Source organism: Microbacterium sp. (assembly GCF_029263575.1).
In the GTDB taxonomy this organism is placed as follows: domain Bacteria; phylum Actinomycetota; class Actinomycetes; order Actinomycetales; family Microbacteriaceae; genus Microbacterium.
Window position 1 is genome coordinate 1 of record NZ_JAJUFV010000032.1, and the last position, 23,578, is coordinate 23,578.

Here is a 23,578-nt window from a genome sequence, read left to right on the forward strand (position 1 = left end):
CAGTCGGCGTACAGACCGGGCACGTCGGTGAGGACGACGAGTTTGCTCGCGTTCAGCGCGACAGCAAGAGCGGATGCCGCGGCATCCGCATTCACATTCAACGACTGCCCCGGGTTGTCGAGGTCGGGCGCGATCGAGGAGATCACCGGGATGCGCCCAGCGGCGAGGTGGTCGAGAACCGCGGTCGGATCGACCTGCACGACATCTCCGACGCGGCCGAGGTCGACCTGCTCGCCGTCGATGACGACGCCGCGGCGGCGTCCGCCGAACAAGCCGGCATCCTCACCGCTGAGACCGGTGGCGATGGGACCGTGCGAGTTGATCTTGGCGACCAGCTGCGGGTTCACCTGCCCGGTGAGCACCATGCGCACGACGCTGATCGCCTCGGTGTTGGTGACCCGGTAGCCGCCCTTGAACTCGCTGGGGATCGCGAGACGGTCGAGCATGTTCGAGATCTGCGGTCCGCCGCCGTGCACGACGACCGGCTGCACGCCGACGTAGCGGAGGTAGGCGATGTCCTGCGCGAAGGCCTCCTGCAGCTCATCGCTGACCATGGCGTTTCCGCCGTATTTGATCACGACGATCTGGTCGCGGAACTTCTTCAGCCACGGCAGCGACTCGATCAGTGTCGTCGCCTTCAGCTCGGCGACATCAGCGGGGGTGTCTTGGATATCGGTCATGAGGAGTAGGCGCTGTTCTCGTGGACGTAATCGTGGGTGAGGTCGTTGGTGAGGATGCGTGCCCGGGCGTCGCCGACCTGCAGATCGACGAGGATGCTCGTGGCACGCGGGGTGAGATCGACCTCGTCGCGAGGACGATCGGGACCACCAGCGGTGCACACGCGCACGCCGTTGAAGCTGACATCGACGTTGTAGGGGTCGAACTGCGCCTCGGTCGTGCCGATCGCGGCCAACACCCGACCCCAGTTGGGGTCGTTGCCGAAGATCGCGGCCTTGAAGAGATTGTTGCGCGCGATGGAGCGCCCCACCTCGACGGCGTCGTCTTCGCTGGCTGCGCCGACGACGACGATCTCGATGTCGTGGCTGGCCCCCTCGGCGTCGGACTGCAGCTGCTCGGCGAGCGCCGTGCAGACGATGACGAGCCCGGCGTGGAAAGCTGCCAGGTCTGGGCGAACGCCGCTGGCGCCGCTGGCCATCAGCGTCACCTGATCGTTCGTGGACATGCAGCCGTCGGAGTCGAGGCGGTCGAAGCTCACCCGGGTCGCCGCACGCAGAGCTTCATCGGCCTCTTCTGCGGTGAGCTCGGCATCCGTCGTGAGCACGACCAGCATGGTCGCCAGGCCCGGGGCGAGCATGCCCGCGCCCTTGGCCATCCCGCCGATGGACCAGCCACCGGCATCCGCGTAGGTATATCGTTTCGGGCGCGAGTCGGTCGTCATGATCGCGTCGGATGCGGCGTCTGCGCCGTCGACGCTCAGTGCGGCGATCGCCTTCTCGGTGCCATCGAGCACCTTCGCGCGGAAGACCTCGTCGCCGGTGCCGATGAGCCCCGTCGAGCACACCAGCACGTCGCCAGCGCTCACGCCGAGAAGCTCGGCGGCTTTCTCTGCGGTCTGGTGCGTGGTCTGGAACCCGAAGCTGCCCGTGAAGCAGTTCGCCCCGCCGGAGTTGAGCACGATCGCCTCGACCACGCCGTCCTGGATCGCCTGCTGCGACCAGATGATCGGGTTCGCCTTGGCGCGGTTGCTGGTGAAGACAGCGGCGCCGACCTTCTGCGGGCCACGGTTCACGACCACGGCGACATCGGGCTTGCCGGTGGACTTGAGGCCGGCGGCGACGCCGGCCGCTTCGAAACCTGCGGGTGCGGTGATGCTCACGGCGCCACTCCGTTCACAGTCAGCGCACGGTCTTCTGGAAGGCCGAGCGCGAGGTTCATGGACTGGACGGCCGCACCGGCGGTGCCCTTGACGAGGTTGTCGACCGCGGTGACGACGGTCACCCGGTTCGCGGCGCGGTCGACGGCGAGCCCCATCAACGCCGTGTTCGCGCCCAGTACGTCAGCCGTGCGGGGGAAGCTTCCCCCTGGCAGCACCTGAACGAAGGTCTCATCGCCGTATGCACTCTCCCAGGCCGCGCGAACCTCGTCATCACTGACGCCGTCGACGATCGGCGCGGTTGAGGTGGCGAGGATGCCCCGCGCCATCGGCACGAGCACGGGTGTGAAGGAGATGCGGGGCTCGACCGCCGCCGACCCCCGAGCCTGTCGAAGGGCTTGCTGGATCTCGGGGATGTGCCGATGCGTGCCACCGACAGCGTAGGGGTTCGCGGTGCCGAGCAGTTCGCCGCCGAGGAGGTGAGGCTTCAGGCTCTTGCCAGCGCCCGATGGGCCGACCGCGAGCATGGTCACGATGTCGCTGGGGTCGATGACTCCCGCGGCTACGCCGGGGGCCAGGCTCAAGCTCACGGTGGACGCGTTGCACCCGGGGGCGGCGATGCGCGTCGCGCCGCGAAGATTCTCACGCTGTTTCTTTCCGTCGACGAGCAGCTCGGGGACGCCGTAGGTCCACGGTTCGTGGAAAGTGCCGCCGTAAAAGGCGTCCCACGAGTCCTGGGAGGTCAGGCGGTGGTCGGCGCCCGCGTCGATGACGAGCGATGCATCGCCGAGGGCATCCGTGTACTGGCCCGACTGGCCGTGCGGAAGCGCAAGGAAGACGATGTCGTGCCCGGCGAGCACCTCGGGGGTGGTCTCGTGCAGGGTGAGGTGTGCGAGCGAGCGCAGGTGCGGCTGATGCTGGATGAGCGGCTGGCCTGCGTTCGAATGCGCAGTGACGGTGCGAATGTCGATGTCAGGATGGTTGGCGAGCAGGCGCAGAATCTCGCCGCCCGCATAGCCGGATGCGCCGGAAACGGCGACGGTATACGTCATGGTTCTACCTTAAGGGTCGTGGATGCCGGGACTTCGTCCCCTGAGCCAGTCGAAGGGCGGCGACACCGATACCCACGCCGCGAGCGCAGCGGGATGCTTCGGGGTCGCCTAGAGTCGGCGGCCGCGACGTCGCCGCACCACGATGACGCTCAGAGCGAGCGTCGAGGAGGCTGATGCGAGCGAAGGCATGTCGTGAGAGTAGCGCTGAAGCCGCGGCATCCGCAAATCACGCTCCTCCGCGCAGGCGGTTCTGCTCAGAGCGGCGCGGCGAAGAAAGCCCGTTCGTGGCGCGCTGCGACCTCGAATGCGCGCAGCATCCGTTCGCGTGTCTGCTCGGTGGCTGCGCTCGCGCGCGCGGTGACGAATCCGATCGCCGTTTCCGTCGCCCGCGCGAAGGCATCATCTGCGTACGTCTGCAGCCACGAGGCGTACGGATGCTCCGGGTCAAGCGCGTACGCACCGAGATCGCCGCGGTGCAGGCGCACTCCGAGGTCGGCGTAGAGCCAATAGCAGGGCAGCACTGCGGCGATGACCTCGTCATAGCTCCCGCGGTATCCGACGGAGCGCAGGTGATCGAGGTATGCGGTCGTCACCGCGCTGGGCCGGGCATCGGGGGCCTCTGGCGCCGAGCGCAGCCACGCCGTGTGCAGCTGGAGCTCGACGGAGATCGCGCCATGCGCGCCGTTCGCCCAGAAGGACTGCTCGATCGACGTGGGCGCCAGCCGAGCCGCCTCGGCCAGTACCCTGGCGTACTCGCCGAGATAGATCGCGTCCTGCGCCAGATAGTCGAGGAACGCGATACGTTCGAGAGTGCCGTCGGCGAGTCTTCGGATGAACGGCAGCTCGTCGATGTCGGCACGCACCTGCGCGATGCGCTCCCACCACTGGCTGCGCACGTCGGCGGGCGTGGGGCTCGTCACCAGTCCTCCCCGTTGCCAGAGACCGGCGAAATGGTGCACCGGCCCGTTCCCGTGGCCGATTCCGAGGTCATCCGCGGCATGCAGAGACTCGCGCAGCCACGCACGCGCACTGCGCAGCGCATCGTTCCAATCGTCACCGGCGGCGCGGCGGGTCGCCAGGGCCGCAGAGAGCGAGCACCCCGTGCCGTGCGTGGCATCGGTGAAGATGCGGGCTCCGGTGAACTCCTCGGCGCCATCAGCCGTCACCAGGGCGTCAGGTGCATCGTCACCGCCGAGATGGCCCCCCTTGACGAGGACGATCGTGTCGAAGCGGGCTGCGAGGACTGCGGCGGTCTCTTTCGCTCGTGTCCAGTCCGATGTCGGCTCAGTGCCGGCCAACGTGGCCAACTCGGCCAGGTTCGGGGTGATCACATCGGCGCGAAGCAGCAACTCCCGCAGCGCGCTCTCGGCAGCCGAATCGAGCAGCCGGTCGCCGCTCGTGGAGATCATGACCGGGTCGATCACCACGGTCTTCGGCTCGTGTGTGTCGAGCCAGCGCTGCACAGCGCCGATCACCTCGGCGTTTGCGAGCATGCCGATCTTCACGGCATCCACCGGGATGTCATCGGAGATCGCGTCGAGCTGCTCGGCGAGGAACGACGCCGGAGGCACGTGCACGGCGCGCACGCCGTGGGTGTTCTGGGCGGTGAGTGCGGTGACCACCGCCATTGCATAGCCGCCGTTGGCCGCGATCGCCTTGACATCGGCCTGGATCCCTGCACCGCCGGACGGGTCGCTCCCGGCGATGCTGAGAACACGCGGGACCCGGCCGATGCCGCGCCACCGAGCCCGCAGCTCGCGCGCGGTCTCTCGCGGGTCTTCCGCCGCGCACAGCGCGGAGACGACGGCGACGCCCGCCGCCCCGGCATCGCGCAACGCGTCGACGTCGTCGATGCCCACTCCCCCGATCGCCACGCACGGTACCGGGCTCGCGGCGGCGATGGCGCGGAATCCCTCGATGCCCAGCGCCGGCGGGTGGTCGGGTTTCGTGCTGGTTGGCCGAATCACCCCGACGCCGAGATGATCGACGGCGCCCGTGGGGAGCATGCGAACGGCCTCGAGATGCTCCTGGGTGTTGGCCGTCAACCCGATGATCGCATCGGGACCCAGCAGCTCTCGGGCACGCAGCACAGAGGCGTCGCCCTGACCGAGGTGGATGCCGTCCACGTGTGCGCCACGACGCCTGGCCTCGATGGCAGCCTCGAGCCGGTCGTTGACGATCAGCGCCGCACGGCCTGCTGTGATCGCCGAGAGTTCGATGAGCTGCTCGACGATCTCAGCGTCGCTGGCCGCCTTGTCACGAAGCTGAACGACCCGCACGCCGCCGGCAACCGCCTCACGGACCACCGCGGCGACACCGCGATCTCCGCACAGTGCGGCGTCGGTGACGAGGTAGACCGACAGATCGACGCTCATGCGACGAATACCTCGACGCGCGCGGCCCGGACGATATGTTCGGCCGTGGTGCTCGAGAGCGCATCAAGCAGCGCGACCGCGAAGGTGCCGGGGCCCGCCGCCTGCGTCGCAGCCTGCTCTGCAACAACGGTATAGAACAACGATGCCGCGGCGACCGCCGTCAGAGTCGAAACGCTCGTGCCGCGCGCTACCCCGAGGAACGCCGCCATCACCGCGCCGAGTGCGCACCCACCGCCGGTCACGCGGGTGAGCAGGGCATCGCCGTTCGCGATGCGGATGACCCGCTCGCCGTCGGTGACCAGATCGACCACGCCGGAGACGGCCACGACGCTGCCGAAGCGCTCGGCGAGGGATGCGGCGGCGTCTGCCGCGGCATCCGGGGTGTCCGTGGCGTCCACTCCCCGTCCGCCGGCGCTGATGCCAGCGAGGGCGAGGATCTCCGACGCGTTCCCGCGGATCGCCGACGGGCGCTCAGCGACGAGTTCGTGGGCGAGCGCGGTGCGCACGGGGAGCGCGCCGATCGCGACCGGGTCGAGCACCCAGGGGGTGCCTGCCTCAGTCGCGCCGGCAACGGCCTCTCGAGCCGCCGCCCGCTGCTCCGGCGCAGGAGTGCCCAGGTTCACCAGCAGACCGGAGGCGACCGCGGCGAACATACCCGATTCATCGACGATGTCGACCATCGCTGGCGCGGCTCCCGTCGCGAGCAGAACATTAGCGGTGAAGCCGGTGACCACGGCGTTGGTGATGCAGTGGATCAGCGGCGAGTCGGAGCGCACCTGTTCGAGCAGGGGCGCGACCTCCTCGGCGACGGAGAAAGTGGACGATGGACGCAGACGGTCGCTCAAGGCGGACATCCCTTCGCTAGTACGAGCTAGATCAGGTTCGACGGGTCTGTTCTCAGCCGCGCGACGGCGGCACCCCGTGTCACTGCGCATCAGTCTATGCCCGGAGAGGTAAGAGACGCGCCGGATCGCCCGCGGACTCGCGCCGGATCACGTGCAGCGGTGATCAGAACGGAGCAGCGAGCGTTGCTGACCGCACGTTGGTGTGGTGCTCTGGCGCGTCGGCACGGCGCGCGAATGGCAGATCGGCGTGGTTCTCGGACGGCGGCGCCGTGGTGCGGAAGCCGGTGGGAGTGGTGACTTCGACCGATCCGTCGGGTCGAGAACGGTAGACGGCACGCGTTCGGTGTCGCGACGCGTGATCGCGTGGGCACAATGGTCGCAGCTCGCCGAGGTTGGTTCTGCCGCCCTGCGCCCACGGAACCCGATGGTCGATGTCGGCGTCGAGGGCGAGGCGCGTGCACCCGTCGCGGGAGCAGGTGCCGTGTTGAAGTATCAGCCAGTCACGTTGCGCCGTGGTTGCGTAGCGGCTCCGGCGTTCCATGTCGATGACCACGCCGTCGATCGGATCGACGATCACCCGGCGGAAGACGCCGGTGTCGAGGAAGAGCTGCTTCGCCGTGAGCGGGTCGATGGGCCCATGGCCCACGATCTCGGCCGTGGGTGTCGGCAGAACAGCAGCGCCGTCGCCCGCGAGCAGCTGCACCGGAATCGTGACGAAGACCTTCGTCTGTGCTGCGCGGGCGGTGCCGACGCCGCGGAGCCATTCTGAGAACAGGTCGGCACGGATCTGCGCGATCGTGCGCACCTCGCAGGGGTCGCCCTTCTTCACCTGCTTGGCCGTCGCAGTCAGTCGGCGGTCAACAGCCAGCGCCTCGGTCGTGGGAACGTAGGCGTTGATCCAGCTCATCCCGTCTTCCTCGTGCTCGACTGCGACACGGCGATCACTCAGCGCACGGGCGTGGCGCTCCTCGGCCGGCTCGGGGTCGAGGCGCTTGACCAGGCGACGAAGGCGCCGCAGGAAGTTCTCGGGCGAACAGGAGAACGCCCATTCAGCTGTCGCCTCGTCGATGAGGCGCGCCGCCTCACGTTCGGCCGCACGCTGCTCAGGCGTCGCGTTGAATGGTGCTTGCAACCGGCCGAGCGCCCACACCGCCCGCGAGACCAGGTACATCGAAACGAAGCCATCACGCGCGTGCAGCCACAGGGTGGGGAGCTGACGCATCGCCGTCTGAACAGTCCACAGCTCTGCGCGGACGTCATCTTCTGACCGCTTCAACCGGAGCGAGATGTCGAAGATCACGGCACGCTCGGCCTCGTCGGCGGCATCCGACCCGCATTCCAGCAGGTAAGCCTCGGGATTGCGGCGAGCGAGCGAGACAGCATCCGCGATCTGGGCTGCGCGACGCGCAGCGTATCGATTCATGTCGATCTCGGCGCACTGCAGATCGTCAAGAGCATGAGCGACGACGAACGCGGCATCGCGCGGCATGTCATCGACGTCATCAACGAACTGCTCCATACCTCCAAGGTAGCAGATAGCTACGTTATTCGACGGTGAACAGCGGACTTTTCTTCGTATTTTTATTCGAATCATACGCTGTCAGGGTTCCACTTCCCTGGCAGAATCTCGCCGCCCAGAGCCTGCTCTTCTCGGACGGCGCAGATCAGTCGCGAATGCTCGCTCCGAAACGCTCGGTCGCCAGCGCGACACCGGCGAGCTTCGCCTCGGTCGCCTCCGCAGCCGTCAACGTGCGGTCCGATGCGCGGAACCGCAGCGCATACGTCAGGCTCTTCTGCCCCTCGTCGAGACCCGACCCGCGGTAGTCGTCGACCAGTCGCACCGACTCGAGCAGGTCGCCCGCGCCCTCCACGAGGGCAGCACGCAACTCGGCGGCCGTGACAGCCACCGGAACGACGAGCGATACATCCTGCGTCGCCGCGGTGAACGTCGACAGCGACTCGACGACCACGCGCGCGCCGGCCAATGTCAGCACCCTGTCCAGATCGAGCTCGAGCACGACAGCCCGGCCGGGAAGATCAGCATCGGATGCCACACTCGGATGCAGTTCGCCGACGTAGCCCACCTCGACGCCATCGACGCTCAGCACGCCGGTGCGTCCCGGGTGAAGAGCCACACGCTGACCCTGCGCCACATCGATGTCGACACCGGCCGCCACGGCGATGGCACGCACAGCATCCAGCGCGACCGACAGATCTGCCGCCTCGGCGCCACGCCCAGGCTGGCGCGGCGTGACGTTGCCGGTGAACAGCGCGGCCACGTGCCGTGGCTGCGGCGGGAGCGACGCATCCAGCGCCGCCAGAGTCTCATCGTCGGGGCGCTGCCCGAGAGGGGGAACCTCATCAGTGCCGTAGACGACGCCGGGCTCGGGAAGGAACACCGATCCGAGCTCGAAGATCGCCAGATCCGTGAGTCCGCGCGAGATGTTGCGGTGCGCGACCTGCAAGAGCCCCGGAATCAGCGAGCGGCGCAGGAACGGCGCCTGGCCGTCGAGCGGATTCGCCAAGCGGATGCTGGGCAGATGCGCTCCCGCGGCCGAACCGTGCAGGTCGTTGTGCGCCTCGGTCGTGAACGGGAACGCCGGAGTCTCGACGAGACCGGAAGCCGCGAGCGCGTTCGCGACGCGACGGCGCCCTCGCTGCATGTCGGTCAGGCCTCGCCCCGACGGCGGCGTGGGAAGCACCGACGGAATGCGGTCGAGTCCGTGAATGCGGGCGACCTCTTCCGCGAGCGTCCACTTGTCGGTGAGATCAGGGCGCCAGCTCGGCGGAATGACCAGCCAGCCCTGGTCGGTCTCGGTGATCTCGGCGCCGATCGTCTCGAGCGCACCGGTGACCTCGCTGGGGTCGTAGTCAACCCCGATGAGGCCGGAGACGAACCCTGCCGGTAGGTCGATACCGGCGATCTCGACCTCGGTGAACAACGCTCCACCGACGTTGTCGAGGCGCCCACCAGCGAGCGAGACCATCAGGTCGGCGACGCGGCGGGCAGCGATGAAGGGAATCAGCGGATCGACACCGCGCTCGAAGCGCTTGGACGCCTCGCTGGGGAGCTTGTGCCGCCTGGCCGTGCGCGCGATCGAAACGGCATCGAAGATCGCCGCCTCGATGAGCACGTTGCGCGTCGCATCGCTCATCTCGGTCGTGCCGCCACCCATGACGCCGGCAAGACCGATGGGCCCGGAATCGTCGGTGATCAACAGGTCTTCGACATGCAGCTTTCGCTCGTTGCCGTCGAGGGTCGTGAGCCTCTCCCCCGGTTCGGCGCGGCGCACCGTGATGCCGCCGGAGAGCTTGTCGAGGTCGTAGCCGTGAATCGGATTGCCGAGTTCGAGCATCACGTAGTTCGTGATGTCGATGAGCACACCGAGTGAGCGGATGCCGGCCAACGAGAGGCGCGCGATCATCCACGGGGGCGTCGGGAGGGACGGATCGACATCGCGGACGACGCGAACCACGAACTCCTGCACGGCAGCAGCGTCACGCAGCGGCTCGGCCGTCACCGCGAGCGGGAATCCCGACCCCGGCTCGACCTCAGCCCACTCGTGTGCGGCAGGATCCCGGAAGCTCGCCCCCGTCGCATGCGAGTACTCGCGAGCGACGCCGCGCACCGAGAAGGCGTAACCACGGTCAGGCGTGACATTGATCTCGACAGCGACATCGTCGAGACCGAGCAGCTCGATGGCGTCCGTTCCGACGGGGGCGTCGATACCGAGCGTCGCCAGCACCAGAATGCCGTCATGCTCATCGCCCAGCCCCAGCTCGCGCGCGGACGCGATCATCCCGTCCGAGACATGCCCATACGTCTTGCGGGCAGCGATCGGGAACGGCCCGGGCAGCACAGACCCAGGCAGCGTCGCGACGATCTTGTCGCCGACGGCGAAGTTCGACGCACCGCACACGATTCCGCGGACGCCGCCGTGCTCGTCGCCGACGTCGACCTGGCACCAGCGAATCGTCTTGCCGTTGGACTGCGGCTCAGCTTCGAACGAAAGCACCTGGCCGACGACGACCGGGCCGGATATCTCGAAGTGGTGAATGTCTTCCTCTTCGAACCCGACCGACACCAGCGCTTCGAGAACGACCTCGGGCGTAGCATCCGCCGCCACATCGACGTACTCACGCAACCACGAAAGCGGGACGCGCATCACACCACCATCCCGAACTGCTCGCTGAAGCGCACATCGCCCTCGGCCATATCACGCATGTCTTTCACATCACTGCGGAACATCAGTCCGCGCTCGATTCCCATCCCGAAGGCGAACCCGCTGTACTCTTCGGGGTCGATTCCCGCCGCGCGCAGCACGTTCGGGTTGACCATTCCGCAGCCGCCCCACTCGATCCAGCGCGCACCGCCGGCGAATGTCGGGTGCCACAGGTCGAGCTCGGCCGAGGGCTCGGTGAACGGGAAATAGTTCGTGCGGAAGCGCGTCTTCGCTTCGGGGCCGAACAGAATCCTCGCGAAGTGGTCGAGCGTTCCCTTCAGATGCGCCATCGTGATGCCCTTGTCGATCACGAGCCCCTCGAACTGGGTGAAGACCGGAAGGTGCGTCGCGTCGAACTCGTCGGTGCGGTAGACGCGGCCCGGGCACAGCACGTAGATCGGCACCTCTCGCTCGAGCATCGAGCGCACCTGCACCGGGCTCGTGTGCGTGCGCATGACCAGGTGGCGCTCGACCGGATCGACGAAAAAAGTGTCCTGCATCTGACGCGCGGGATGGTCGACATCGAAGTTCAGCGCGTCGAAGTTGAACCACTCGTGCTCGAGTTCGGGCCCCTCCGCGATCTCCCACCCCATGCCGACGAAGATGTCGCAGACGTCATCCTGCAGGAGAGTGAGCGGATGACGCGCGCCGATGCGCGAGCGCGAAGCGACGGCCGTGATGTCGACGCGCTCGGCCTCCAACCGCGCGGCGGTCTCGGCCTCGGCAAGCTCAGCCTCGCGAGCGGCGAGGGCCTTCGTCACCTGTCCACGGCCCTGGCCGACGAGCTTGCCGAAGGTCGCCTTGTTCTCCGGCGCCACCTGCCGCATCGAGGCGTTGAGAACCGCGAGCGGCGAACCATCGGCGACGTGTGCGGATCGGGCCGCTTTCAGCTCGGCGGTATCGGCGGCAGCCGCGATGGCCGCAAGCGCTGCGGCAACGGCGGCCTCTACTGCTTCAGGGGTGATTTCAGGAACGTCTGACACGAGAGACGAGTCTACCGGGGCTGGGTATACGCGTCGCACCGCGTTGTAGGGCTGCCGTGCTCAGCCGCGTCACCGAATGCCGGATCCGCCCTGATCGAATTTTCCGGCGCCGGTCTGCGCGGCGATGAGCTCGGTGTCGGTGCCCTCATGCATCACTGCCGCGTTGTCAGCGGCGAGCGCCTTCAGCTTCGGCGAGCGGCGGGTGCGGATCTCCAGCCACTTCGCGATACCCGACAGGATCAGACACATCACGATGTAGATGCCACCGATGATCAGCGCCGACTGCAGAATGGGGCGGCCCGGCTGAGAGCTGAGCAGCTTCGCGAAATACAGCAGCTCCTGGTACGTGATGAGGAAGCCCAGCGCGGTGTCCTTCATCGTCACGACGAGCTGAGCGACGATCACGGGCAGCATGGCACGAACGGCCTGCGGCAGCAGGATGAGCGTCATGACACCGGTCTTGCGCAGACCGATCGCGTATCCGGCCTCTTTCTGGCCGCGCGGCAGCGACTCGATACCTGCGCGCAAGGCCTCGGCCAGCACCGAGCCGTTGTAGAGCATGAGGGCGATCACGACGGCCCAGTACGGCTCCATCTTCACGCCGAGCGTCGGCATGCCGTAGTAGAGGATCATCATCATCACGAGCACTGGCACAGCGCGGAAGAACTCGGTCACCACGGTCACCGGCACGCGCACCCACGCGTGCTCCGACAGTCGGCCGATCGCCAGTACGAATCCGAGCGCCAAGCTCAAGATGGCGGCCAGGGCGAACGCGCGAAGCGTGTTCAGCAGCATCTCGCCGATCTGCGTCCACACCGTCGAGAAGGTGAAGACGTTCCACTTGGCAGCGCTGAACTGGTTGGTCAGGGACAGGCGCCACAGCAGAAAGGCGATGACCGCGACAACGACGAGGATCGTCACGATCGCGAGGATCATATTGCGACGGCGGGCACGTGGCCCCGGCACGTCGAAGAGGACGGAGCTCATCGTGCGATCCTCCAACGATTCTCAAGAGTTCGCTGCAACCAGGTCAGCAGCATGACCAGGGCGACGAAGATGACCGCGACCCACAGCAGAATCTCCATCGGGCTGCCCGGGCGGGTGTGCGAGTTGGAGATGGTGGACTGCAGTTGCGGAAGAACGGCGATCGAGAATCCGGCGGCAACCGTGGTGTTCTTCAGCAGAGCGATGAACACGCTCATCATGGGAGGAACAACAGAGCGGAAGGCCTGCGGCAGAACGACCTGCGTCATGACCTGTCCGAACGGCAACCCGATCGCGCGCGCGGCCTCGGCCTGCCCGACGGGCACCGTGTTGATGCCGGCACGCAGTGTCTCGGCGACGTAGGTCGCCGTATAGATTCCGATGGCCAGGATGCCGAGCACCGTGTTCGACAGCGTGGGAAGAGCCAGCGCGCTGTACCCGAAGACGAAGAAGAAGAAGACGAGCGTGAGCGGGGTGTTACGTACAAGCGTGACGTACGCGGTGCCGACAGCACGCGCGACCGGCACGGGCGAGACGCGCATGGCCCCGACGATCGTGCCCAGCACCAGCGCGATGATGCCGCCGAAGAAGAACACCAGCAGCGTGTACGTGATGCCCTCGCCCCACAGGTCGAGGTTGCCAGAGATGGCGTCCACGCGCCCTCCTTCTTTCAGGTAGCGGTGGGGAGCACGCTGCCGTGCTCCCCACCGATCAGACTCACTCGACCGGGTCGACTGCCGGCTGCTCGACCTCGATGCCCGACTGACCGAGCGTGGCGTCGAAGATTTCCTGCCACTTGTCGCCGCCGTCGGTGAAGAGGGTGTTGATGTGCTCGAGCAGGGCCGTGTCGCCCTTCGGGATGCCGACGCCGTAACGCTCTTCGGTGAACAGGCCGTCGAGAACCGTCAGCTCGTCGGGGTACTGGGCGGCGTAGCCGATGAGGATCGCTGCATCCGTGGTCACCGCGTCGACCTTGCCGCTGAGCAGGTCGTCGACGCACGCAGAGTAGATGTCGTACTCTTCGGTGCTGATCTCAGGGAAGTTCTCCTTGATGTTCTGGATCGGCGTGGAGCCGGTCGCCGAGCAGACGGTCATGCCGTTGAAGTCGGAGACGTCGCTCACCTCGGTCATCTCGCTGTCAGCGCTGACGAGGAAGCCCTGGCCGGTGACGAAGTAGGGGCCGGCGAAGTCGATCTGCTCCTTGCGCTGATCGGTGATCGAGTACGTGCCGACGTAGTAGTCGATGTCGCCGTTCACGAGCGCCTGCTCGCGGTTGGCCGACGCGATCGGCTCGTAGGTGATGTCATCCTCGCTGAAGCCGAGCGAGCCCGCGATCCAGCGTGCGATCTCGATGTCGAAACCGCTGCGCTCACCGGTCGTGACGTCGAGGTAGCCGAGGTTGGGCTGGTCTTCCTTCACACCGATGATCGGGCCGCCGCGCTCGACCATCGCGTCGTAGGTGGGGCTGCCTTCGAGCGCGACATCGTCGGCGACCTCGGCATCAGGTGCCTCGCCGCCGCCGGAGGGGCTGCCGCTGTTGCAGGCGGTCAGGGCGAGCAGGGTCACTGCCGCGATGCCGATACCTGTCAGAGTTCGTGTACGTCGCATGATCGTCTCCTTCGTGTGCTGTGTGTGCGGTGAGTCAGTTGGTGAGAAGCTTCGAGAGGAAGTCTTTGGCACGATCGCTCTGCGGGTTCGTGAAGAACTCGTCGGGCGTGTTCTCTTCGACGATCTGGCCGTCAGCCATGAAGACCACCCGGTCGGCGGCTTTACGCGCGAAGCCCATCTCGTGGGTGACGACGATCATGGTCATGCCCTCTTTGGCGAGCTGCACCATGACATCGAGCACCTCGTTGATCATCTCCGGGTCGAGAGCGCTGGTGGGCTCATCGAAGAGCATGACTTTCGGATGCATCGCGAGAGCACGTGCGATCGCGACGCGCTGCTGCTGTCCGCCCGAGAGCTGCGCGGGGAGTTTGGAGGCCTGCTGCGCAACGCCGACACGCTCGAGAAGCTTCATCGCCTCTTCGTCAGCGGCGGCTTTCTTGAGCCCGCGGACCTTGATGGGCCCCAGTGTCACGTTCTCGAGAATCGTCAGGTGCGCAAACAGGTTGAACGATTGAAAGACCATGCCGACATCGGCACGCAGGGTGGCCAAGCCCTTGCCCTCAGCGGGAAGTTCTTTGCCATCGATCGTGATGCTGCCGCTGGTGATGGTCTCCAGTCGGTTGATTGTGCGGCACAGCGTCGACTTGCCCGAGCCCGATGGGCCGATCACGACGACGACCTCGCCCCTGTGTACGGTGAGGTCGATGTCGGTCAGCGCTTGGAACTCGCCATAGTGCTTCTGAACGTTCTCCACCACGACAAGCGGTGCACCAGTCTCGGTCATGTCCCCACAATAGGGAGTGCGACCTCTCCGTGACCAGCGCCACGCTGTGCCGGTTATCGAGTTGTAACCGATAAAACTCGGATGCCGCGTTCAGCCCTCACGGGCCGCACGCTGGGTGAACGCGCTTTCGTAGAGACAGACGCTCGCGGCGGTGGCGAGGTTGAGAGATTCGGCACGTCCGAATATCGGCAGCTTCAATACGTGGTCCGCCAGTCCGAGGGCAGACTCGTCCAACCCGTGGGCCTCGTTCCCGAAGAGCCAGGCCGTGCGGCCGGCGAGAGCGCCGTCAGCGCGAGCCTGCATGAGGTCGTCGCCCTTGACGTCGGCGGCCAGCACGGTGAGCCCTGCTGCGCGTGCATGCTCGATCACATCGTCGAGGTCTCCACCGACCGAGATGGGAAGGTGAAACAACGACCCGGTCGTCGAGCGCACGACCTTCGGGTTGTACGGATCGACCGTCCGACCGGTCAAGACGACGGCGTCAGCGCCCGACGCATCCGCTGCTCGAATAATCGTGCCCAGGTTTCCCGGGTCGCGAATCTCTTGACAGATCGCGACAAGCCGCGGGGATGTCGCGAAGATATCGCTCACAGACGTCGGCGTCTGACGGACCACGGCGATCACGCCCTGTGGCGTGACCGTGTCGGCCATCGCATTGAGAACCTGTTCGGTGACGTACTCGACCACCAGACCGTGCACTTCGGCCCCCGAGCGCAGATCGGAGTGCTTCTCCCAGCCGGACGTCGTCGCAAACAGCTCCACGATCGCCTCGGGGCTGTACGCCAGTGCCTCGCGGACAGCCTGCGGCCCCTCCAGGAGAAATAGACCGGTCTCGGCACGCGCGCTGCGCTTGGTCAGCTTCGCCACCGCTCGAACGCGAGGGGACCGGGGATTCTCCAGCACGCTCTCAGTCTAGGGATGATGCCGCCGAATACTCCGCACGTTCACCCGCCAGTCGCCAATCCGCAATCCGACATACCGACGCCCGGAAACGCGAATCGGGCGCTCCCCGCAGGGAAGCGCCCGATTCAGAAGAAGTGCTTACGCAGCCGACTTCGGTGCGTTGACGTCAGAAGGCAGTGCCTTCTTGGCCGTCTCGACCAGCGACACGAACGTCGCCGGCTCGTTCACAGCCAGCTCGGCGAGCATGCGGCGGTCGACCTGCACGCCAGCGAGACCGAGGCCCTGGATGAAGCGGTTGTACGTGATGCCGTTCTGGCGAGCAGCGGCGTTGATGCGCTGAATCCACAGACGGCGGAAATCGCCCTTGCGCTTGCGACGGTCACGGTACGCGTAGACGAGCGAGTGGGTGACCTGCTCTTTGGCCTTGCGGTACAGACGCGAACGCTGGCCGCGGTAACCGGATGCGCGCTCGAGGATGACGCGACGCTTCTTGTGGGCGTTTACCGCCCGCTTGACTCTTGCCATTTTCCTGGATTCCTATTCGTGCGTACGGACGCGTCAGCGACCGAGGAGCTTCTTGGTCGTGCGGACGTCAGCCTTCGCCAGGACCTGGTCCTGGTTGAGGCGGCGCGTACGACGGCTCGACTTGTGCTCGAGGTTGTGGCGCATACCGGCCTGCTGCTTCTTCAGCTTGCCGCTGCCGGTGGTCTTGAAGCGCTTCTTCGCACCCGAGTGGGTCTTCTGCTTCGGCATCTTCTCTTCCTTCGTGTGGCGCCTTCTCAGGCGACGGTGTCAACCCGCCGTGGACGGGAGTATGTGGAGCGGGTCAGCCCGCGGATGTGTCGTCCTTCTTGGCTGAGCTGGTGCTGTTACGAGCCGCCTTGTTGGCTGCCCGCTGTGCGTTCTGCTCGGCTTTCGCATCGGACTTGTTCTTCAGCGGAGCGACGACCATCACCATGTTGCGGCCGTCGATCGTGGGGTTCGACTCGACCGTGCCGAGCTCGGCGACATCTTCTGCGAACTTACGCAGCAGACGAACACCCTGCTCGGGACGAGACTGCTCACGACCGCGGAACAGGATCATGGCCTTGACCTTGTCACCGGCCTTGAGGAAGCCCTCGGCACGCTTGAGTTTCGTCGTGTAGTCGTGCGCTTCGATCTTCAGACGGAACCGCACCTCTTTGAGGATCGTGTTCGCCTGATTACGACGCGCTTCCTTCGCCTTTTGGGCAGCCTCGTACTTGAACTTCCCGTAATCCATGATCTTCACAACGGGAGGCTTGGAGTTGGGGGCGACCTCAACGAGGTCGAGATCGGCTTCTTGCGCGAGGCGCAGGGCAGCCTCGATACGGACGACGCCGATCTGCTCACCCGCGGGGCCGACGAGGCGGACCTCGGGGACGCGGATGCGCTCATTGGTACGGGGATCGCTGATGCGGAGCTCCTTAGACGAGTGGATTTGGCCACCGTGTCGCTGGCTGCGCCACGGGCGAAATCAGAGTCGTCTCCCACCCACCGGCATTCAGACGCCGGCTTCGCACCCTAAACATCGGACTGTGTCCGATCTGCCGACGTGAGCCGACGGAGTGCAAGACCCGGTAGCCTGGAACGGCAAGCGCGGGTGGGAAGTGAATCCTCTTTCGTTCCGAAGCAAAACGCTTCGGAGCCGCGCCAAAGTCTAACAGAAGGCAAGGCAAAGTGACGATTCCGGTTCAGGGCGACGACCACGACGACCGCCACGCACAGTGGCAGCAGCAAGAAGAGGCAGCGTCCGCCGCGACACGCGACATCGCTGACGTCCCCGCTGTCGAGGTGATCACCACAGCCGCCGTTCACCTCATGAGCGCCGCCGCCGTCAAGACCGGCCTCGCCGACAATCCTGACTCCGAGCTCGACCTCGACGAGGCGCGCAAGCTCATCAACGCGCTTGCCGGTTTGATCACGGCGGGCGCGCCGGAGATCAGCGACATGCACGCACGCTCGCTGCGCGACGGGCTGCGTTCTCTGCAGCTCGCCTTCCGGGAAGCATCCGCCATTCCTGACCCGATCGGCAAGGGCCCTGGAGAGAAATGGACCGGCCCGGTCAGCTAGAACGGGGCCGGTCGCTGTCACGGTGTCAGCGTGATAGGGCTTGCGGTGGCGGGACCGCCACAGGCCTCCGCCGATAGCACCCAGGCGATGTCGTGTTCTGATTCTCGGATGAGCGTGCCACTGGCATCGTAGATGCGAACTGTGGCGTGTTCTGGCGTGGTCATACCCACGTGGAACTCATCGTCTTCGGCGAGGGCGGGAACCCCCAGATCTGAGGAAACTGTGGGAGGCGTACCCGGTTCCGTCGAGCATCCGGCATCCACGCACAGCTGCACGAACACATCCTCACCGAAGGCGGACGCATCAACGATCACAGTATTGATCCAGCCGATCGCCGGGCATACGGCGCCCGGCGGCGTGCATCCCGTGGCGCCCGCCACAAGTGCAACTCCCAGCATCCCGCCGGCCACCGCTCTGCGCATGACCCGACCGTACCGCGACGAGAAATGGTTTACAGCATGAGACAGGCCCTGCCAGGCCATGTTTCGTGCAGAAGACCGTTTCTCGCCGCGCGGCTTCTACGCGCTGCGGGTGAGCTTCACCGTCAGCGAGTCGGCCAGGACCGCGATGCGGTCATCAGCCGCCCAGCGTTGAGCAAGGCGCGCCAGAATGGCGTCGAGCACCTCGCGCTCCAGTCCGTCTACGAGTTCAAGAATCACGATCAGTTCAGGGCCGTGCAGTCGGGCGTCAGGATCGCCGGATGCGACGGCGACATCGATCACGGCAAGCTCATGTGCGACGCTCTCCTGGAGCGCGGCGAAGACCTCTGGTGAGAGGAAGCTCGGGTCCCACGGCTGCTCCTGCGCGATCGCCCACACTGCCGGTCGACGAATGACGAACTCGGTGTCCGATGTCGGATCAAGCACGATGAGGTCGGTGTCCTCTGACGAAGCGGCGAGAGCTGCCCTGGTCGCAGGCACCGGAATAGGTCGCGCGGCCGGGTCCCACTTCTGCATCGTCTCAACAGATGAGAACACCGGCTGAACCGTCCGGCCGTCGGGCGCGGCCACCGTCACAATCGACAGCTCCTGCGTCTTGTCGATGGCGAGACCGCTGGGCGCCACGCCCTCTTCACCCTTCTCGGCGATGAGTGGGATCAGCACCCGGGCCGAGCGGAACGCATCGACGACCTCGGCCTGGCTGCCCTCCCCCATTCGGAAGCGAACCAGTGCGTCCCGCAGCGCAGGATCAGCAGAGCCGTCATCGCCGGCGTGCGGGTTCGACTCGAAGGCGCGTCCTTCCCACGGAACGCCGGCGGAGTCGGCCCCGCCGTTCGCGCCATGGTCGCAAGAGTCGTCAGTCGCCGGCGACATCCAGAGCCTCAGTCAGCGTGAACGCGCCAGCGTAGAGCGCCTTGCCTACGATCGCACCCTCGACGCCGAGGTGAACCAGCTCGCGAAGCGCGATGATGTCGTCGAGGTTCGAGATGCCGCCCGAGGCGACGACCGGCTTCGGCGTGCGTGCGACGACCTGACGCAGCAGGTCGAGGTTCGGGCCGCGCAGTGTGCCGTCTTTCGTGACGTCGGTGACGACGTAGCGGCTGCAACCGGCCTCTTCCAGACGCTCGAGCACCTCCCAGAGGTCTCCGCCCTCTTTCGTCCACCCGCGTGCTGCGAGCGTCGTGCCGCGAACGTCCAGACCGACCGCGACGGCGTCACCATACCGACCGATCACGTCAGCTGCCCACTCCGGGTTCTCGAGCGCGGCCGTGCCGAGGTTGATGCGTGTGGCACCGCTCTCGAGTGCGGCCTCGAGGCTGGCATCGTCGCGGATGCCGCCAGAGACCTCGATGTTCACGCCACGGTACTGTTTGATGACCTTACGGATGATCGCGGTGTTGTTGCCGCGGCCGAAAGCAGCATCGAGGTCGACGAGGTGAATCCACTCGGCGCCCTGTGAAACCCACTCCCCAGCGGCCTCAAGCGGGTCGCCGTAGCTGGTCTCTGACCCCGCTTCACCCTGGGTCAGGCGCACGGCCTTACCGTCGGCGACATCGACCGCCGGAAGAAGAGTGAGCTTGGGCGTGGACGCGAAGTCGGTCATGTCATCCTCAGTGTCGGGTGGCGGGCCCCCACTGGAGGGGACAAGTACTGAGATTACCGCCCGGATCGATCCGGTCTCAAATGCCGCGAGCGATCGTGCGGGTCAGAGGCTCTCCACCCAGTTGCGCAGCAGCTGGATGCCGGCATCACCGGACTTCTCCGGGTGGAACTGGGTCGCTGAGAGCGGACCGTTCTCGACCGCAGCGAGAAACGGCGTGCCATAGGTCGTCCAGGTCAGCTTCGGCTGCGGAAACGGTGGGATGACGTCGAGCTCCCAGTTCTGCGCCGCGTACGAGTGCACGAAGTAGAAGCGCTCGCCTTCAATCCCGCGAAACAGCGTGCTGCCGTCGTCAGGGGTGACCGTGTTCCAGCCCATGTGCGGCAGCACCGGGGCGGCCAGCTCCGCGACCGTGCCTGGCCACTCACCCAGGCCCTCGATGTTCTGACCGCGCTCGACGCCACGCTCGAACATCACCTGCATGCCCACGCAGACACCGAGCACCGGACGCCCGCCCGACAGCCGCCGGTCGATGATCTCGTCGCCGCCACGATCGGCCAGGGCGTGTCGCACGGCCGCGAACGCACCGACGCCCGGCACGAAGAGACCGTCAGCCTCCAGCGCCGCCGTGCGGTCGCCGGTCAGCGTTGCGTCTGCCCCCGCTGCGATGAGCGCTTTGACGGCCGAGTGAACGTTGCCCGATTCGTAGTCGTAGACCGCGACAGTGGGCCTGCGCGTCACAGCGCGCCTTTGGTCGAGGGAATGCCCACGACGAGCGGATCGAGTGCCTTTGCCTGGCGAAACGCGCGGGCGAACGCCTTGAACTCGGCTTCGGCGATGTGGTGCGGGTCGCGCCCGCCGAGCACGCGCACGTGCACCGTGAGGCCAGCGTGGAACGTGATCGCCTCAAAAGCGTGGCGCACGAGCGAACCGGTGAAGTGCCCGCCGATCAGGTGAAGCTCGAAGCCCGCCGGCTCGCCGTCGTGCACAAGGAACGGACGCCCGCTGATGTCGACGACGGCCTGCGCCAGCGCCTCATCGAGCGGCACCAGAGCATCGCCGTAGCGCGAGATGCCAGCCTTGTCGCCCAGCGCCTCGCCGATCGCCTGCCCGAGCACGATCGAGATGTCTTCCACCGTGTGGTGTGCGTCGATGTGCGTGTCACCCGATGCGCGCACCGTCAGGTCGGTGAGCGAGTGCTTCGCGAAGGCGGTGAGCATGTGATCGAAGAAGGGCACAGACGTGTCGATCTGGCTCTGTCCGGTGCCGTCGAGGTTGAGTTCGACCTCGACAGTCGACTCGGACGTGCTGCGGTTGCGGCTGGCGGTGCGAGAAACGCTCATGATGCCGAGTCTATCGAGGCCAGAGCATCAAGGAACGCGGTCGTCTCAGCCTCGGTGCCCGCTGTCACGCGCAAGTGGCCAGCGATGCCCACATCGCGCACCAGCACACCTCGGTCATACAGCGCCCGCCAGGTCGCCTGGGGGTCAGCGACACCACCGAACAGCACGAAGTTCGACCCCGACTCGTGCGGCTGGAACCCCAGAGCTTCGAGCGTCGCCGTGATGCGATCGCGCTGCTCGACGATCTCGTCGACCATCGCGAGCATCGTGTCGGAGTTGCGCAGCGCCGCGATCGCCGCGGCCTGGGTCAGCGCACTCAGGTGGTACGGCAGACGCACCAGACGCAACGCGTCGATGAAAGCCGGATCAGCAGCCAGGTACCCGACTCGAGCGCCGGCGAACGCGAAGGCCTTGCTCATCGTGCGCGACACCGCCAGGCGCGGGCGCCCTTCGAGAAGAGCGAGTGCCGAGACGGTGTCGCGGTGCGCGAACTCTTGGTAGGCCTCATCGACCACGACCACACCGCGGGCGGCCTCGTAGACAGCTTCGACGACGTCGAGCCCCAGCGCCGTGCCTGTCGGGTTGTTGGGCGAGCAGAGCAGAATGACATCGGGGTCATGTTCGAGCACCTGCGCCGCGGCATCGTCAGGGGTGATCGTATAGTCGGGCTGACGCGTGCCGGCAACCCAGCGCGCCCCGGTGCCCTGGGTCAGCAACGGGTACATCGAATATGTCGGCGAGAAGCCGAAGACCGTGCGTCCCGGACCGGCGAATGCCTGCAGAATGTGCTGCAGCACCTCGTTCGACCCGTTCCCCGCCCAGATCTGCGACGCATCGAGATCGTGCCCCAGGTACTCGGCAAACGACTCCCGAAGTGTCGTGAACTCGCGATCGGGATAGCGGTTCACATCGCGAAGAGCAACGGCGATGTCGTCGAGAATGTCGCTCGCGACCTCGTCGGGGACGGGATGCGTGTTCTCGTTGACGTTCAGCGCAATCGGCAACGGAGCCTGTGGTGCGCCATATGGTGTGAGCCCGCGAAGATCGTCGCGGAGAGGTAAGTCGCCAAGAGAAGCAGTCACGCTTCCCATGTTAGATCAGCCGGCGTACTCAGCCGGGATCACCAGCTGCTGGCCAGCCTGCAGTGAGCCGTTCGTCAGCGCGTTGAGTTTCTGAATCTCGTGGATGGCCTCACGCGGGTCGACGTTCGGCGCCACAGACTCGGCGATCGCCCACAGCGTGTCACCCGGCAGCACCGTCACCGTCTCGAGGCTGGCCGCGGGAACCGCATCTCCGGAAGCAAGAGCCGAACCGCCACTGACAGCACCGATACCGATGCCGACGGCCAGCGGCACCGCCGCGAGCGCGAGCAGCACACGGCGACCGCGCGCCGTCAACCGCAGACGCGTCGCGCGAACGGTGCGAGCGGAACCGGGGGCGATGCTGATGCTGCTCATGAGATTTTCTCCTCTGCCTCTGTGGCGTAGCGTTCGCATTCTCCGCTCGGCCGGGAGCGGGGAATGCGAAGCTACGTACCGAATGTATCTTCGAATTCGAACATCTGTCAAGATCTCTTCGAAACCGATCACCCGAAATGGCCGACACGCTCGAACAGATCTTCCGAATCGGACTGTTTCTCGGATACGGTTTCGATAACGACACCCCACCACGGGCCTCCGACATTCGAAGAGCGGCCTCGGAATCGCGCACTAAGGAGCACTCATGAGCGACATCTCCGCCCCCGGTCCTGAGGCGCCGCGCACACGCAGGCGCAAGAACCTCAGCGCGAAGCAGCTGGCGATCCTCGAGGTGATCCAGACGTCGATCGCCAAGCACGGCTACCCGCCGAGCATGCGCGAGATCGGCGACGCCGTCGGGCTCAAGTCGCTCTCCAGCGTCACCCATCAGCTGGGTCAGCTCGAGCTCAGCGGCTATCTGCGTCGTGATCCGGGCAAGACCCGTGCGATGGAGGTGCTCATCGATCTGCCGGGCACGAGCACGGAAAGCCCCGCCGACGTCAGCACACCCGTCGGTGATGCGGCCATGGTCCCCCTGGTCGGTCAGATCGCCGCCGGCGTCCCCATCACGGCAGACCAGCAGGTCGAAGAGATCTTCCCCCTCCCCCGCCAGCTCGTCGGCAAGGGCGACCTGTTCATGCTCAAGGTGTCGGGCGACTCGATGATCGATGCGGCGATCTGCGACGGCGACTGGGTCGTCGTCCGCTCACAGAACAGTGCGGAGAACGGTGAGATCGTCGCGGCGATGCTCGACGGAGAAGCCACGGTGAAGACGTTCCGCCAGCGCGACGGCCACACCTGGCTCCTACCGCGCAACTCCGCGTTCGAGCCGATCCTGGGCGACGACGCGGTCGTGCTCGGCAAAGTCGTGGCAGTGCTGCGCGCCGTGTGACGAGCTGAAGTAGCAGAAGCGCCGATCCGCTCATGAGCGGATCGGCGCTTCTGCTACTTCAGCTCGTCACACGGCGCGCAGCACTGCCACGACTTTGCCGAGCA

The 23,578-nt window shown here is 66.2% G+C and carries 25 protein-coding genes and 1 riboswitch; of the genes, 2 read left to right on the forward strand and 23 right to left on the reverse strand.

The features are described from left to right. The 16 genes from argB to infC all read right to left on the reverse strand — a co-directional run. Positions 1-680: acetylglutamate kinase (gene argB / locus Q1J95_RS05280; protein WP_300266266.1), on the reverse strand; the 680-nt coding region annotated here is incomplete at its 3' end. Beyond that, positions 677-1,837, reverse strand: a complete 1,161-nt coding sequence (argJ, locus tag Q1J95_RS05285; RefSeq protein ID WP_300266267.1) for a bifunctional glutamate N-acetyltransferase/amino-acid acetyltransferase ArgJ — start codon at positions 1,835-1,837, stop codon at positions 677-679. The genes argJ and argB, both read right to left, overlap by 4 nt. Further along, positions 1,834-2,886, reverse strand: coding sequence for an N-acetyl-gamma-glutamyl-phosphate reductase (gene argC / locus Q1J95_RS05290; RefSeq protein WP_300266268.1), 1,053 nt, complete (start codon positions 2,884-2,886; stop codon positions 1,834-1,836). Before argC ends, argJ begins: the two co-directional genes overlap by 4 nt. Positions 2,887-3,140: 254 nt before the next feature. Further along, positions 3,141-5,261 carry a bifunctional hydroxymethylpyrimidine kinase/phosphomethylpyrimidine kinase gene (locus Q1J95_RS05295; RefSeq protein ID WP_300266269.1) on the reverse strand — a complete coding sequence of 707 codons (2,121 nt, stop codon included), beginning with the start codon at positions 5,259-5,261 and terminating at the stop codon, positions 3,141-3,143. After that, positions 5,258-6,115, reverse strand: coding sequence for a hydroxyethylthiazole kinase (gene thiM, locus Q1J95_RS05300; protein ID WP_300266271.1), 858 nt, complete (start codon positions 6,113-6,115; stop codon positions 5,258-5,260). The genes Q1J95_RS05295 and thiM overlap by 4 nt, the downstream gene beginning before the upstream one ends. Continuing rightward, positions 6,098-6,193, reverse strand: a riboswitch (TPP riboswitch). It overlaps the preceding gene by 18 nt. Before the next feature lie 76 nt (positions 6,194-6,269). After that, the gene (locus Q1J95_RS05305; protein WP_300266273.1) at positions 6,270-7,625 is read right to left on the reverse strand and encodes an HNH endonuclease signature motif containing protein; all 1,356 of its coding nucleotides are present in this window, start codon (positions 7,623-7,625) and stop codon (positions 6,270-6,272) included. A gap of 145 nt (positions 7,626-7,770) precedes the next feature. Continuing rightward, a complete protein-coding gene (gene pheT, locus Q1J95_RS05310) occupies positions 7,771-10,272 on the reverse strand; it encodes a phenylalanine--tRNA ligase subunit beta (protein ID WP_300266275.1) in 2,502 nt (833 codons plus the stop codon). Next, positions 10,272-11,312 (reverse strand): phenylalanine--tRNA ligase subunit alpha, encoded by a 1,041-nt coding sequence (gene pheS, locus Q1J95_RS05315; RefSeq protein ID WP_300266276.1) that lies wholly within the window; start codon positions 11,310-11,312, stop codon positions 10,272-10,274. The genes pheT and pheS overlap by 1 nt, the downstream gene beginning before the upstream one ends. A 69-nt stretch (positions 11,313-11,381) precedes the next feature. Beyond that, the gene (locus Q1J95_RS05320) at positions 11,382-12,299 is read right to left on the reverse strand and encodes an amino acid ABC transporter permease (RefSeq protein WP_300266277.1); all 918 of its coding nucleotides are present in this window, start codon (positions 12,297-12,299) and stop codon (positions 11,382-11,384) included. Continuing rightward, complete coding sequence (locus tag Q1J95_RS05325; protein ID WP_300266278.1) at positions 12,296-12,952, reverse strand: amino acid ABC transporter permease; 657 nt, start codon at positions 12,950-12,952, stop codon at positions 12,296-12,298. Before Q1J95_RS05325 ends, Q1J95_RS05320 begins: the two co-directional genes overlap by 4 nt. Before the next feature lie 61 nt (positions 12,953-13,013). Beyond that, positions 13,014-13,904, reverse strand: a complete 891-nt coding sequence (locus Q1J95_RS05330; protein WP_300266279.1) for a glutamate ABC transporter substrate-binding protein — start codon at positions 13,902-13,904, stop codon at positions 13,014-13,016. Positions 13,905-13,938: 34 nt separating this feature from the next. Next, positions 13,939-14,688 (reverse strand): amino acid ABC transporter ATP-binding protein, encoded by a 750-nt coding sequence (locus Q1J95_RS05335; protein WP_300266281.1) that lies wholly within the window; start codon positions 14,686-14,688, stop codon positions 13,939-13,941. Between the two features lie 90 nt (positions 14,689-14,778). Then, the gene (locus Q1J95_RS05340; protein WP_300266282.1) at positions 14,779-15,591 is read right to left on the reverse strand and encodes an RNA methyltransferase; all 813 of its coding nucleotides are present in this window, start codon (positions 15,589-15,591) and stop codon (positions 14,779-14,781) included. 138 nt (positions 15,592-15,729) lie between these two features. Then, positions 15,730-16,116, reverse strand: coding sequence for a 50S ribosomal protein L20 (rplT, locus tag Q1J95_RS05345; protein ID WP_033106886.1), 387 nt, complete (start codon positions 16,114-16,116; stop codon positions 15,730-15,732). 33 nt (positions 16,117-16,149) lie between these two features. After that, positions 16,150-16,344, reverse strand: coding sequence for a 50S ribosomal protein L35 (gene rpmI / locus Q1J95_RS05350; RefSeq protein ID WP_300266283.1), 195 nt, complete (start codon positions 16,342-16,344; stop codon positions 16,150-16,152). 73 nt (positions 16,345-16,417) lie between these two features. Continuing rightward, the gene (infC, locus tag Q1J95_RS05355; RefSeq protein WP_300266295.1) at positions 16,418-17,050 is read right to left on the reverse strand and encodes a translation initiation factor IF-3; all 633 of its coding nucleotides are present in this window, start codon (positions 17,048-17,050) and stop codon (positions 16,418-16,420) included. 245 nt (positions 17,051-17,295) lie between these two features. On the opposite strand from infC, the gene Q1J95_RS05360 reads away from it, so the two are divergent. After that, positions 17,296-17,682, forward strand: coding sequence for a DUF1844 domain-containing protein (locus Q1J95_RS05360; protein ID WP_300266296.1), 387 nt, complete (start codon positions 17,296-17,298; stop codon positions 17,680-17,682). A gap of 17 nt (positions 17,683-17,699) precedes the next feature. On the opposite strand, the gene Q1J95_RS05365 is transcribed toward Q1J95_RS05360, so the two are convergent. From Q1J95_RS05365 to Q1J95_RS05395, 7 genes are all read right to left on the reverse strand, one after another. Beyond that, positions 17,700-18,104 (reverse strand): hypothetical protein, encoded by a 405-nt coding sequence (locus Q1J95_RS05365; RefSeq protein WP_300266284.1) that lies wholly within the window; start codon positions 18,102-18,104, stop codon positions 17,700-17,702. A 96-nt stretch (positions 18,105-18,200) separates the two neighbouring features. Then, positions 18,201-18,995 (reverse strand): SseB family protein, encoded by a 795-nt coding sequence (locus Q1J95_RS05370; protein ID WP_300266285.1) that lies wholly within the window; start codon positions 18,993-18,995, stop codon positions 18,201-18,203. Beyond that, positions 18,979-19,725: a bifunctional 1-(5-phosphoribosyl)-5-((5-phosphoribosylamino)methylideneamino)imidazole-4-carboxamide isomerase/phosphoribosylanthranilate isomerase PriA gene (gene priA / locus Q1J95_RS05375; RefSeq protein WP_300266286.1), complete on the reverse strand. Its 747-nt coding sequence runs from the start codon at positions 19,723-19,725 to the stop codon at positions 18,979-18,981. Before priA ends, Q1J95_RS05370 begins: the two co-directional genes overlap by 17 nt. A gap of 102 nt (positions 19,726-19,827) precedes the next feature. Continuing rightward, positions 19,828-20,463: an imidazole glycerol phosphate synthase subunit HisH gene (gene hisH, locus Q1J95_RS05380; RefSeq protein ID WP_300266287.1), complete on the reverse strand. Its 636-nt coding sequence runs from the start codon at positions 20,461-20,463 to the stop codon at positions 19,828-19,830. Next, complete coding sequence (gene hisB, locus Q1J95_RS05385) at positions 20,460-21,068, reverse strand: imidazoleglycerol-phosphate dehydratase HisB (protein ID WP_300266297.1); 609 nt, start codon at positions 21,066-21,068, stop codon at positions 20,460-20,462. The genes hisH and hisB overlap by 4 nt, the downstream gene beginning before the upstream one ends. Further along, positions 21,062-22,147, reverse strand: a complete 1,086-nt coding sequence (locus Q1J95_RS05390) for a histidinol-phosphate transaminase (RefSeq protein WP_300266289.1) — start codon at positions 22,145-22,147, stop codon at positions 21,062-21,064. The genes hisB and Q1J95_RS05390 overlap by 7 nt, the downstream gene beginning before the upstream one ends. Before the next feature lie 15 nt (positions 22,148-22,162). Further along, positions 22,163-22,522, reverse strand: coding sequence for a LysM peptidoglycan-binding domain-containing protein (locus Q1J95_RS05395; RefSeq protein WP_300266291.1), 360 nt, complete (start codon positions 22,520-22,522; stop codon positions 22,163-22,165). Between the two features lie 265 nt (positions 22,523-22,787). Between Q1J95_RS05395 and lexA the strand changes: the two genes are divergently transcribed. Beyond that, positions 22,788-23,474 carry a transcriptional repressor LexA gene (lexA, locus tag Q1J95_RS05400; RefSeq protein ID WP_300266293.1) on the forward strand — a complete coding sequence of 229 codons (687 nt, stop codon included), beginning with the start codon at positions 22,788-22,790 and terminating at the stop codon, positions 23,472-23,474. Positions 23,475-23,578: the final 104 nt, after the last annotated feature.

What these genes read in the sequence shown, in the direction of transcription:
- Q1J95_RS05305 (WP_300266273.1), bottom strand. Translation starts at nt 7,625, where the DNA reads ATGGAGCAGTTCGTTGATGACGTCGATGACATGCCGCGCGATGCCGCG.
- priA (WP_300266286.1), bottom strand. Translation starts at nt 19,725, where the DNA reads ATGACCGACTTCGCGTCCACGCCCAAGCTCACTCTTCTTCCGGCGGTC.
- pheT (WP_300266275.1), bottom strand. Translation starts at nt 10,272, where the DNA reads ATGCGCGTCCCGCTTTCGTGGTTGCGTGAGTACGTCGATGTGGCGGCG.
- rpmI (WP_300266283.1), bottom strand. Translation starts at nt 16,344, where the DNA reads ATGCCGAAGCAGAAGACCCACTCGGGTGCGAAGAAGCGCTTCAAGACC.
- Q1J95_RS05330 (WP_300266279.1), bottom strand. Translation starts at nt 13,904, where the DNA reads ATGCGACGTACACGAACTCTGACAGGTATCGGCATCGCGGCAGTGACC.
- argC (WP_300266268.1), bottom strand. Translation starts at nt 2,886, where the DNA reads ATGACGTATACCGTCGCCGTTTCCGGCGCATCCGGCTATGCGGGCGGC.
- Q1J95_RS05365 (WP_300266284.1), bottom strand. Translation starts at nt 18,104, where the DNA reads ATGCGCAGAGCGGTGGCCGGCGGGATGCTGGGAGTTGCACTTGTGGCG.
- Q1J95_RS05335 (WP_300266281.1), bottom strand. Translation starts at nt 14,688, where the DNA reads ATGACCGAGACTGGTGCACCGCTTGTCGTGGTGGAGAACGTTCAGAAG.
- Q1J95_RS05370 (WP_300266285.1), bottom strand. Translation starts at nt 18,995, where the DNA reads ATGTCGCCGGCGACTGACGACTCTTGCGACCATGGCGCGAACGGCGGG.
- Q1J95_RS05295 (WP_300266269.1), bottom strand. Translation starts at nt 5,261, where the DNA reads ATGAGCGTCGATCTGTCGGTCTACCTCGTCACCGACGCCGCACTGTGC.
- lexA (WP_300266293.1), top strand. Translation starts at nt 22,788, where the DNA reads ATGAGCGACATCTCCGCCCCCGGTCCTGAGGCGCCGCGCACACGCAGG.
- Q1J95_RS05395 (WP_300266291.1), bottom strand. Translation starts at nt 22,522, where the DNA reads ATGAGCAGCATCAGCATCGCCCCCGGTTCCGCTCGCACCGTTCGCGCG.
- thiM (WP_300266271.1), bottom strand. Translation starts at nt 6,115, where the DNA reads ATGTCCGCCTTGAGCGACCGTCTGCGTCCATCGTCCACTTTCTCCGTC.
- rplT (WP_033106886.1), bottom strand. Translation starts at nt 16,116, where the DNA reads ATGGCAAGAGTCAAGCGGGCGGTAAACGCCCACAAGAAGCGTCGCGTC.
- Q1J95_RS05320 (WP_300266277.1), bottom strand. Translation starts at nt 12,299, where the DNA reads ATGAGCTCCGTCCTCTTCGACGTGCCGGGGCCACGTGCCCGCCGTCGC.